At 73.8% G+C, this 11,422-nt stretch carries 7 protein-coding genes and 1 pseudogene; 1 reads left to right on the forward strand and 7 read right to left on the reverse strand.

Annotation, left to right across the window (positions count from 1 at the left end):
- The 4 genes and pseudogenes from EAD98_RS24610 to recN form a co-directional block, all read right to left on the reverse strand.
- A pseudogene (locus EAD98_RS24610) lies at positions 1-207 on the reverse strand (hypothetical protein); the annotation flags it as partial.
- A 43-nt stretch (positions 208-250) separates the two neighbouring features.
- Entirely contained in the window at positions 251-1,192 is a 942-nt protein-coding gene (locus tag EAD98_RS24615) for a copper transporter (RefSeq protein WP_121656369.1), read from the reverse strand.
- 27 nt (positions 1,193-1,219) lie between these two features.
- Positions 1,220-2,398, reverse strand: a complete 1,179-nt coding sequence (steA, locus tag EAD98_RS24620; RefSeq protein ID WP_121656374.1) for a putative cytokinetic ring protein SteA — start codon at positions 2,396-2,398, stop codon at positions 1,220-1,222.
- A gap of 119 nt (positions 2,399-2,517) precedes the next feature.
- Positions 2,518-4,275 (reverse strand): DNA repair protein RecN, encoded by a 1,758-nt coding sequence (gene recN / locus EAD98_RS24625; protein WP_121656370.1) that lies wholly within the window; start codon positions 4,273-4,275, stop codon positions 2,518-2,520.
- Positions 4,276-4,376: 101 nt separating this feature from the next.
- Between recN and EAD98_RS24630 the strand changes: the two genes are divergently transcribed.
- Complete coding sequence (locus EAD98_RS24630; RefSeq protein WP_121656371.1) at positions 4,377-5,396, forward strand: helix-turn-helix domain-containing protein; 1,020 nt, start codon at positions 4,377-4,379, stop codon at positions 5,394-5,396.
- Positions 5,397-5,440: 44 nt separating this feature from the next.
- On the opposite strand, the gene EAD98_RS24635 is transcribed toward EAD98_RS24630, so the two are convergent.
- The 3 genes from EAD98_RS24635 to EAD98_RS24645 all read right to left on the reverse strand — a co-directional run bounded on the left by EAD98_RS24635 (position 5,441) and on the right by EAD98_RS24645 (position 11,230).
- The gene (locus EAD98_RS24635) at positions 5,441-9,166 is read right to left on the reverse strand and encodes a S8 family serine peptidase (protein ID WP_121656372.1); all 3,726 of its coding nucleotides are present in this window, start codon (positions 9,164-9,166) and stop codon (positions 5,441-5,443) included.
- A 224-nt stretch (positions 9,167-9,390) separates the two neighbouring features.
- Positions 9,391-10,275, reverse strand: a complete 885-nt coding sequence (locus tag EAD98_RS24640; RefSeq protein ID WP_121656375.1) for an NAD kinase — start codon at positions 10,273-10,275, stop codon at positions 9,391-9,393.
- Between the two features lie 94 nt (positions 10,276-10,369).
- Entirely contained in the window at positions 10,370-11,230 is an 861-nt protein-coding gene (locus EAD98_RS24645; protein ID WP_121656373.1) for a TlyA family RNA methyltransferase, read from the reverse strand.
- Positions 11,231-11,422 lie beyond the last annotated feature (192 nt).

The following is an 11,422-nucleotide window of genomic DNA, read 5'->3' on the forward strand; positions in this document are numbered from 1 at the left end:
GCCGGAGGCGGCGCTGGTGGCGCCGAACGCTCCAGCGGCGGCCGCGCCGGCGGTGAGCGCCGGCCCGGCGGCCAGGGTCACCGACCGGCCGCGGAAGTTGGTGCGCTCCAGCGCGGGCCCGGCCGGGGCGGTGCGCACCTCGCGCAGCGCGTACCGGGCGGCGGCGGCTCCGGCTCCGGCGATCAGCAGCCGGCCCAGCGCCCTCACGCCACTACCTCGTCGGTTTCGGACACGGTGGTACGTCGTTCGCTCACTGGGGCAGTCTAGGCAGCAGCGAGGCGGCATTGTCGCCGACGCCGTACTGACCGGCCTTCTTCTCGGTGAGCTGCTGCACCAGGGCGAGGCTGGTGACCAGCTGGCCCTGCACGGTGTTGGCGTTGTCGACGGTGGAGATGGTCTGGGCCAGCACCGGGTCACCGCGGACCACGGCCACCAGGTTGCCGTCGACGGACCCGTTGCCGCCCACCACGATCGACCCGGTCCGGTCGAACTGCTCGGCGATCTTGACGACCGACTCGTCCCGCTTCTCGGAGTCCTTGTCGACGTACGGCTGACCGCTGACCACGACGACGGCCTCCGCCGAGCCGGTGACCTTGTTGTCGTCGGTGGTCAGGTAGCCCGCGTTGTTATACGCGGCGAGCACCGCGCGCCGGTCCGCGTCACTGACCGGCGCGGTGCCCTGGGCCCGGTCCAGCAGGACGCTGGCCAGCAGCGCGCTGGAGGTCTCCACCCCGTGCCCGTTGCCCGGCAGGCCGGTGGTCTGCGCGGTCGGCCGGGCGGCGGTGACGGCCAGCTCCAGGAGGTTGGAGTTGTTGTCCGGGTTGATGAACTTGTCCTGCAGGTCGACCCGGCCGGTGATGGTGGCCCCGGCGAGCTGGAGCTTCTTGAGCACGCCCTCGGTGTGGTCGCGGCCGTTGGGCAGGCTGAGCACCACCACCCGGCGCCCGGTGAGGGTGCCCGGCAGGACGACCTGGGACATCTCCTCGGCGAACTCCTCCTCCAGCCCGAGCTGCTTCTCCATGTTGTTGACCGTCTGGCGCCACTGCTGGTTGTCCTTGCGCAGGCCGGTGACCTGCTCCTTGAGCGAGTCGGCGACCGGGCCGTTGAGGGCGGCTGTGCCGACCACCAGGCCGATCGCCAGAGCCAGGAAGACCGCGGTGAGGGACACCACGTGGTAGCGGAAATTGATCACGCTTGCAGCCTCTTGATCGGTCGGGAACTAGAAGAGCCGGTACAGCTGGAACACAAAATTGTCCCACCACTCGGCAACCACGCCCAGGTACGCCTTCCCGACGGTGGAAACGGCCACCGCGGAGGCCATCGCCGCGATCGCCGAGAGCACCAGCAGCAGCAGCGACGAACCGGAGATGCTCTGCCGGTAGAGCCGGCTCACACCCTTGGCGTCGACCAGCTTGCCGCCGACCTTCAGCCGGGTCAGGAACGTCGAGGCCATGCCGCCGCGACCCTTGTCCAGGAACTCGACCAGCGTGGCGTGGGTGCCGACCGCGACCAGCAGCGAGGCGCCCTTCTCGTCGGCCAGCAGCATGGCCAGGTCCTCGCTGGTCGCCGCGGCCGGGAAGGTCACCGCCGGGACGCCGAGGCCGTTGACCCGGGGCAGGCCGGGCGCCCGCCCGTCCGGGTAGGCGTGCACGATCACCTCGGCGCCGCAGCGCAGCACGTCGTCGGTGACCGAATCCATGTCCCCGATGATCATGTCGGGGGTGTACCCGGCCTCGACCAGCGCGTCGGCGCCGCCGTCGACGCCGATCAACACCGGCTTGAACTCCCGGATGTACGGGCGCAGCACGTCCAGGTCGGCCTTGTAGTCGTAGCCGCGCACCACGATCAGGCAGTGCCGACCCTGCATCTGGGTCTCGATGTCCGGTACGCCCACGCCGTCGAGCAGCAGGTCGCGTTCCTGGCGCAGGTAGTCCATGGTGTTGGCGGCGAACGCCTCCAACTGCACCGACAGCCCCTCCCGGGCGTCGGCCATCGCCTTGGCGACCGACTCGGCGTCCTGCAGGCTGCCGTGCGCCACCGGCTCGTCACCGGCGAAGACGGTGTTGCCCTCGATGCGCACCTGGTCGCCCTCGCGGATCCGCTCGAAGACGCCCTCCCCCAGGTCGTCCAGGAGCGGGATGCCGGCGGCGATCAGCACCTCCGGGCCGAGGTTCGGGTAGCGGCCCGAGACCGAAGGCTTGGCGTTGAGCACCGCACCGACCCCGACGGCGACCAGCGAGTCGGCCGCCACCCGGTCCAGGTCGACGTGGTCGATGACCGCGATGTCGCCGGGGCGTAACCGACCGACCAGGCGTTTTGTCCGGCGATCGAGGCGCGCGGTGCCGAGGACTCTGCCCGGCTCCGCGATCCGGTTCCGGCGCAACGTGGGTAGACGCATCGTGACCATCCTGGCATGTGAGGCAGGCTTTTCTGTCGCGACATGCCTGAGCAGGGCCGCCTACCCAGGGAAGCACACGTCGGCGCAAGCCGGTGTGCTTGCGCCCACAATACGCGGCGTCACGGCCGCCGTTCCTTGGCCGCCACGGCCAGAAGCTCCTCGGCGTGGGCGATACCCAGATCCGAGTCGGGCAAACCAGCGAGCATCCGCGCCAACTCCCGGGCCCGCTCGGTGTCCTCCACCACCCGCACCCCGCTGGTGGTCACCGCGCCACCGGTGTCCTTCGCCACCACCAGGTGCCGGTCGGCGAACGCCGCCACCTGCGGCAGGTGGGTGACGACCAGCACCTGGTGGCTGCGCGCCAACCGGGCCAGCCGCCGACCGATCTCCACCGCCGCCTGACCGCCGACACCCGCGTCGACCTCGTCGAAAACCAGCGTGGGCGGGCCACCCGAACCGGCGAAGACCACCTCGATGGCGAGCATCACCCGGGACAGCTCACCGCCGGAGGCGCCGCGCTGCAACGGCAGCGACGGCGCGCCCGGATGGGCCAGCAACCGCAACTCCACCTCGTCGCCGCCGTCCGGGGCGATGCCCACCTCGACGCCGTTGACCGACAGCGTCGGCTCGGACCGCCCGGCCGGGCGGGGCAGCACGGCCACCTCGATCCGGGCGTGCGGCATGGCCAGCCCGGCCAACTCGACGGTGACCTGGTCGGCGAAACGGACAGCCGCCTCCTGACGGGAGGCCGACACCCGCCCGGCCAGGTCGGCGACCTCACCGGCCAGCCGCTGACCCTCACGTTCCAACTCGTCGAGCAGATCGTCGGACGTGTCCAGGTCGGACAGTCGGGTGCGGGCCCGCTCGGCCCACGCGATCACCCCGTCGACGTCGTCGGCGTACTTGCGGGTCAACGCGCGCAGCGCGGCCCGCCGCTCGTAGACGTGCTGCAACCGGGCCGGATCCGCGTCGAGCGTCGCCAGGTACGCCGACAGCTCGGCGGAGACGTCGGTGACCAGCGTCGCCGCCTCCTCCAGCCGGGCCGCCAGCTCACCCAACGCCGGATCGGTGCCGGACTGCGCCTCCAGCGTGCGCCGCGAGGTGCCCAGCAGCGCCGTCGCGTCCGGTGTCTCGTCGGCCGCCTCCGCGCCGCCCGCCAGGCACTGCTGGGCCACCTGCGCGGCCGTACGCAACCCCTCGGCGTGCTCCAGGCGCTGCGCCTCGGCCTTGAGCTCGTCATCCTCACCGGGCTGCGGATCGACCCGGGTGATCTCGTCGAGGCCGAGCCGCAGCAGGTCGGCCTCCTGGTTGCGCTCGCGGGCGTTGCGCCGCCGGTCGGCCAGGTCGTCGACGATCCGCCGCCAACCGGTGTACGCCTCCCGCAGCGCGTCGAGCAGCTTCTCGTGCTCCGGACCGGCGAACCGGTCCAGCGCGGCCCGCTGCTCGGCCGGGCGCAGCAGCCGCAGTTGGTCGGACTGGCCGTGCACGGCGACCGCCTGCTCACCCACCTCACCGAGCATCGACACCGGCATGCTGCGGCCACCGAGGTGGGCGCGCGAGCGGCCCTCCACCGTCACGGTGCGGCTCAGCAGCAGCGAACCGTCCTCGTCGGGCTCACCGCCGGCGTCGGTGATCCGGGCGTGCACCGCGTCGGCGACCCGGCCCTCCAGACGCAGCCGCCCCTCCACCACGGCCCGCCCGGGCTGGGCACGGACCCGCCCGGCGTCGGCCCGGCCCCCGAAGAGCAGGCCGAGGCCGGTGACCACCATCGTCTTGCCCGCACCGGTCTCGCCGGTGATGACGTTCATCCCGCCGGTCAACGGCAGCGTGGTGTCCTCGATGACGCCCAGTCCGGTGATGCGCAGCTCTTCCAGCACAGCAACCGACAGTAGACGCGTGGCCCGACACTTGACCAGCCGACGGACCCGCGGGCAGGTCGCGGCACGGGCGGCATCGGCCCGCCGTACAGTTCTGCCCCGTGTTGGACGTGATCGGCCTGACCCCGGCTGAGGAGGAGCTCTACCGCTGCCTGCTCCAGCTCACCACGGCCCGGATCGACGAACTGGTCCGCCGGCTGAACCGCCCGCGGGCGCAGGTCGTCGCGCAGGTCGAGGCCCTGCGGGTCAAAGGTCTGGTGCTGCCCACCGACACCGACCCGGACGCCCCGCTGCGCCCGAGGGCACCGGACGTCGCCCTCGGCGCGGCGCTGCTGCGCCGCCAGGAGGACCTGGAGGCGGCCCGGCGGCGGGTCACCCAACTGGCCGAGGAGTACCGCTCGGGGCTGCGCCGCCACCACGGGGACCACCTGGTCGAGGTGATCACCGGGGCCCGCGTCCTCCGGGATCGGCTCCGCGACCTGCAGAACGCGGCGCGTACCGAGGTGCTCTGGTTCTGCCGGGCGAACCCCCTCGCGATGGCCGGCCCGGAGAACGTCGAGGAGTTCGACGCGCTGGCCCGCGGGGTCAGCTACCGGGCCATCTACGAACGGGACCTGCTGCTGGAGCCGGGCGCGCTGGTCGACCTGGCCAAGGGGGTCGCCGCCGGTGAGCAGGCCCGCGTCCTGGACCGACTGCCGGTCCGACTGGCCATCGTGGACGCCCGCACCGCCATCTGCCCGCTCGTGCCCGACCGCGACGGCGGCGAACCGACCGCCGCCGTGATCGGCCGCAGTCAACTGCTCGACGCGCTGCTCGCCCTCTTCGAGAGCCACTGGCGGGTGGCCACCCGGCTGCGGCTGGACGACCCCCTCGCGGTGCCGGCGACCGAGGGCCGCAGACCCGACCCCGAGGACCACCCGGGCGACGGCTACCGGCCGGACGCCGACGAGGCGCGGCTGCTGTCGCTGTTCGTGGCCGGGGTGCCGGACAAGTCCATCGCCTCGCAACTCGGGGTGAGCCGTCGCACCGTGCAGCGTCGACTCGCCGACCTGATGGCCGCCGCCGGCGTGGACACCCGGCCCGGACTGGCCTTCCAGGTCGCCCGCCGCGGCTGGATCTGAGCAACGGGGCGGGACGGCACAGGGCCGCCCCGCCCCCGCGCGCGTCAGCGCAGCCCGTACGCGTCGACCACGGTCTGGTCGACGGTGTTACCGGCCCGGTCGCTGCCGTGCACCCGCAGCGACACCGCGCCCCGGCCATCCGGCACGGTGGCGGTGAACCGGGTGCCGGAGCCCTTCACCGGCACCGTGCGCCACCTCTTGCCCCCGTCGAAGGACACCTCGACGCGCAGGCTGGTGCCGGTCGGCGCCGGTACGCCCGCCGGCTGACGCAGGGTCAGCCCCAGCCGGTGCGTCCGATTGCCGGCCACCTGGCCGCGCAGATCGGCCGGCACCTGGTAGTCGACCTGGAGCAGCGGCAACGGCTTCGCCGCGTCCCCGGCCGGGCGGGCCGAGGTGAACTGCCAGGCCGTCTCGGTGCGGGTGGCGTAGCGCCACTCGTCCGAGGACCGCCGCGTGGTCAGGTCCAGCCGGTAGCGGGCCGACTCCGCGGTGGTGGGCACCGGCGCCCACCCACCGGACAGGTCGGCGATCTGCTCACCGTCCCGGCTGAGCCGGGCCTCGACGGTGTCCGACTCCTCGCCGCCGCCGGCCGGGCTGTAGTGCCCGTCGGCGTCGACGAACTCGGCCACCCGCAGGTCCAACGTGTCCCCGGTGCGGGCCGGCACCGGCACCCCACCGCCGGCCGGGACGGCCGGGCGGACCACCGGCGCGTGCCAGCTCTCGGTGTCCCGGTCGTCACCGTCGTACCGGCGGGGCTGCTGGGTGAGCCCGCCGAGCAGACGGCCCCAGGACCAGGTGATCTTGTGCAGCACCCGGTGCTGCCACCAGTTGTCACCGGCGCTGACGAACTCCTGCCGGGTGGTGCCGGTACGCACCAGCCGCTGGTCGTCGTTCCAGGAGGTCTCCTGCCACGGACGCCAGCCGAACCGCTGCTCGGTGGCCCACTCCGAACCGCCGACATCGCCGTAGTGAGCGGTCACCTCGGCGGTGTTCTGCGCGGTGACCGTGTGCACGATCCGCTCCGGCACCCGGCCCTTCGAGACCTGCCACACGTCGTACAGGTACGGGCTGTCGACGGTCAGCGTCAGGTCCAGCGTCGCGCGGCCCTTGCGGACCGTCGCGATCAACCGCTGCCCGTCGTCGTACGCCACCGCCATCGCGGGCACGGCAAGCCGGTCGCCCACCGGGTTCCACACGGTCCACGCGCTGAAGTCCGCCGGGCGGACGATGAGCACCGACTTCGCACCGGCCGCCGCGGCGGCCGCGATCTGCTCCTCCTCGGAGATGTCCGCGCTGCCGCTGAGCAGCGCCGCTGCGCCCCGCACCCGGGCCAGCTCGGCGGGGGTGCCGGTGCCGGCCCAGACCAGCGGCAGCTTCTGCCGACCGGTCGGCGCCGGCGAATAGCCCATCAGGTTGATGTCCAGCGGACCGGAGAAGCCGCTGATCCGCGCGTCCACCATCGGTTTGACCAGCTGCCAGCGCGAGGCGAACTCGAACTCGCCCTGGCGCACCGCGCGGGTCGGCGTGACGTTGACCTGCTGGATGGTGCTGAAGGTCATCACGCCGTGGTCGACCTGCCGACCGTTGCCGAAGACGCGGTGCTCGTAGAAGCTGATCGTGGCCCGCTGCTCGGTCGGCTTCGGCGTCTCGATCCGCACCGGGGTGCCCTTGCGCGGGTCGAGCACCACGGTGACGTCACCGGTGACCATCAACTCCGGGTCGGTGACCAGGGTGATCTGCTCGTCCAGCGGAACGCCGTGCTCGATCAGCGCCTCGAGCAGGTAGGGGCCCTCCTCGACCTGCACCTGCGTCTCGCCGGCGCCCCAGCCGATGTAGTCCGACTCGGACTGCTCGCCGAACAGGGTGAGCACCGGCGACAGGCCCGGCTGCCCGTGCATGTCCAACACCCGCAAGGTGACCGTGTGCTGCGGGCCGCTCAGGGTGAGCCCCACCGCCGTGCGCACCGCCACGCCGTCCGCGCCGGTGGCCACCAGCCACCCGCCGTGCGGGCCACGGGCCAGCTTCGCCGGGTCGGCGCGCAGCGGAACCGCCACGCTGCCGCCCGCCGGCACGCTCACCTCGCCGCCGCCGACGGTGACCCCGTCGGCCTCGGCCGCGCCGCTGTCCAGGTTGCGCAGCTCCAGGGCCAGCCGCAGGGTCTGCGGGGCCGCGGTGCCGTTGGTGTACGTGACGTTCCGCTCGACCGCCGCGCCGCCGGTGGCCACCCGACCGAAGTCGGCGGTGGCCGAGCCGTACACCCGCTGGCTGAGCGCCCGCGCCACATCGACCCGGCCGCCGCCCTGCTCGAAGACGGTCAGCTCCGGGTTCGCCTTCGTGGTGCTGACCAGAGCGTCCTTGAGCTTCCCGGCGGTCCAGTCCGGGTGCTCCTGGGCGAGGATCGCGGCCGCGCCGGCAACGTGCGGAGTCGCCATCGAGGTGCCGGACGCCGTCGTGTACGCGTCGTCCACCGGCGTACCCATGGCGGTGCCGGCGGCCCGCGCGGCGATGATGCCGACGCCCGGCGCGGTGATCTCCGGCTTGACGCCGTTGTCGCCCAGCCGCGGGCCGCGGCTGGAGAACTCCGCGAGGTTGTCGTCACGGTCGACCGCGCCGACGGTCAGCGCGGCCGCGGCCGCGCCCGGCGAGCCGACGGTACGCGGCGCGCCCTCGTTGCCCGCGGCGATGACGAACAGCGCCCCGGTCTCGGCGGTCAGGTCGTTAACGGCCTGGCTCATCGGGTCGGTGCCGTCCGTCGCGGAGCCGCCGAGGCTCATGCTGACCACCTTCGCGCCGGAGTGGGCGGCCCACTCCATGCCCGCGATGATGGACGAGCTGTAGCCGGAGCCACCGTCGTCGAGCACCTTGCCGACCAGCAACTGCGCGCCCGGGGCGACGCCCTTGCGCACCCCGGCGGAGGCGGCGCCGCTGCCGGCGATGGTGGCCGCCACGTGGGTGCCGTGGCCGTGCCCGTCGCGGGCGCTGCCGCTACCCGAGAAGTCCTGCGCCTCGGCGATCCGCCCGGCCAGGTCGGGGTGGGTGGCGTCGACGCCGGTGTCGAGCACCGCCACCTTCACGCCGTTGCCGTCCCGGCCGGCCGCCCACGCCGCCGGAGCTCCGATCTGCGGCACGCTGTGCTCCAGCGCCGGGCGGACCTTCCCGTCCAGCCAGATCCGGTCGACGCCGGCGCCGAGCCGGACCGGCGCACCGGCAGCGGTACGCGCCTGCGAGGTGCCCCGCAGCGTCGTCCACAGGTCGTCCAGGTCGCCCTTGCCGACCCGCAGCGCCGCGCCGTTGATGCTCTCCAGCGGCCGCACGTCGGTGGCGCCGGCGAGCGGCCGGACCCGACCGGCGGCCGGCTCCTGGTAGCGCACGATCAGCGGCAACGCGCCCTGAGCGGCGTCGCCGTACCCGTCGGCGGCCAACTCCTGCACGTCGAACAGGTTGGGGTCGAGCACCCCGGCGGAGAGATACGGCACGACGTCGCTGGGCAACACCCGCAGCCCGCCGTCGGCCTCGATCGTGTGGAAGGTGATCCGCTCGCGGCCGGGGCCGGGACGGACGCTGGCGGCCAGCCGGCCCGGCGCCGCCTGAGCCAGTTCGACCTGGTCGCCGGTGATGAGGGTGATGTGGACGGGCGCGGTACCCGGGACCGTCGGACCCGGGTTCGGGCCGGTGGGCCGGGCAGGCGGGTCGGCGGACGCCGGTGCGGCGAGCCCGACGACCAACGCGCCGACCGCGCCGACGGTCAGCCAGCGTGGGGGCCAGTGCATGCGATGCGCTCCTCTACTCCAGGGCCGGTCTCAGGGAGATCGACCGATCGGAGTCTGCGACGGAGCGCGTCGGGTGGTCACTAGCTGCGGCGCGCCGCACCGGCGACATGTCGCCAGGTGGACATCGGGCGGCGGGCGCGAGGCCGCCGCATGTCCGGCGGGTTTCCGCCGGCCATCCCCGATCCGCTCGCCCCGCGAAGGGCGGTGCCGCGCCGGGCGGTGGGTCAGCGGCGCGAGCCCCGCCAGCCGTGCACGGGCAGCCCGAACTTGGCGACCAGCCGGTCGGTGAACGGGCGGGCCCGCAGCCGGACGATGCGCACCGGCAGCGCGCCCCGGCGCACCGTGACCCGGGCGCCGGGCGGCAGGTCGTAGACCCGCCGGCCGTCGCAGCACAGCACAGCGAGGGTGGTGAACGGGTCGACGGTGATCACGAACGTGGACGTCGGCGCGGTGACCAGCGGACGGCTGAACAGCGCGTGCGCGCTGATCGGCACCAGCAGCAGCGCCTCCACCTCCGGCCAGACCACCGGCCCGCCGCCGGAGAACGCGTACGCGGTCGAGCCGGTGGGGGTGGCGCAGACCACGCCGTCGCAGCCGTAGCGGGACAGCGGCCGACCGTCCACGTCGACGAGGAGTTCGAGCATCTGCGCCCGCTCGCCCTTCTCGACGCTGATCTCGTTGAGCGCCCACGACTCGATGGTCGGGCCACCGTCGAACTCGGCCGTGACGTCCAGGGTGAGCCGCTCATCCACGGTGTAGTTGCGCCCCACGACGTCCCGGACCGCCGTGTCCAGGTCGTTGATCTCCGCCTCGGCCAGGAAGCCCACCTTGCCGAGGTTGATGCCGAGCAGCGGCGCCTTCGCCGGCCGGGCCAGCTCGGCCGCGCGCAGGAACGTGCCGTCCCCGCCGAGCGCGAACACGATCTCGGCGCCCTCGGCGGCCTCCGGGCCGGCGACCGGCACCACGCCCGGCAGGTCGAGGTCGTCGGCCTCCTCGGCGATCACCCGCACCTCGAAACCCGCGGCGATCAGATCGGCGGCGACGGCGCGGGCGTGCTCGGTGCTGCGCCGACGGCCGGTGTGGGTCACCAGCAACGCGGTACGGCTCATCGCAGCGGCCGCCCGTCCACGACAGCACGCGCCGCCGTCGCCGCTCCGGCGCGGCCGCGTGTCCGCGTCGTTCCGGAACGCCCGCTGCACCCGCTCATCCTGCGACCTCCTCCGCCGCCGCGTCCGGCACGTCGCCGGCCGTCGTCAGGCCGTCCGGCCCGGCCGCCACCACGGCCCGCACCCGCTGCGGGTCGGCCGGCGGTGCGCCCCGGCGCAACCATACGAAGAACTCCACGTTGCCGCTCGGCCCGGGCAGCGGACTGGCCGCCACGTCGGCCAGCCCCAGGCCGAGCTGCGCCGCCGCAGCGGCCACATCGAGCACCGCCTCCGCGCGCAGGGCCGGCTCACGGACCACACCGCCGGCACCGACCCGGTCCTTGCCCACCTCGAACTGCGGCTTGACCATCAACGCCAGGTCGCCGTCGTCCCGGGTGCAGCCGGCCAGCGCCGGCAACACCAGCCGCAGCGAGATGAACGACAGGTCCGCCACCGTGAGGTCGACCGGCCCGCCGATCATCTCAGGATCGAGCGTACGGACGTTGGTGCGTTCCAGCACCCGGACCCGCTCGTCGGTGCGCAGCGACCAGGCGAGCTGCCCGTAGCCGACGTCCACCGCCACCACCTCGGCGGCGCCGGCGCGCACCAGCACGTCGGTGAAGCCGCCGGTCGACGCCCCGGCGTCCAGGCAACGCCGGCCGGCGACGCTCAGCCCGGCGGGACCGAACACGGCCAACGCGCCGGCGAGCTTGTGCCCGCCGCGGGAGACGTACTCCTCGCTCGGGTCTGCCCCGGTGACCAGCAGCGGGTCAGCGGGGTCGACCATCGCCGCGGCCTTGCGCGCGGGCACCCCGCGCAGCTGGACACGGCCGGCCTCCACCAGCGCGGCGGCCTGCTCGCGGGAGCGGGCCAGACCGCGGCGGACGAGTTCGGCGTCCAGCCGGTTGCGACGTGCCATGGGTGGTTCTCCGGTCTGCTCAGGCCTGGTCGTCCCGCTCAGGTCTGGTCGATGGTGGCGAGGGTTTCCCGCAGCGTCTCGTAGGCCGCCTCGTACTGCGCGATCTGGTCCGCGGGGGCGAGCGTCGCCGCGTTGGCCATGGCCCGCACGGCGGCGTCGACGGCCGGGTGCCGCGCGTCGTCGTCCCCCAGG

The sequence above is a fragment of the Micromonospora sp. CV4 genome, from assembly GCF_003667455.1.
Taxonomy (GTDB): domain Bacteria; phylum Actinomycetota; class Actinomycetes; order Mycobacteriales; family Micromonosporaceae; genus Micromonospora.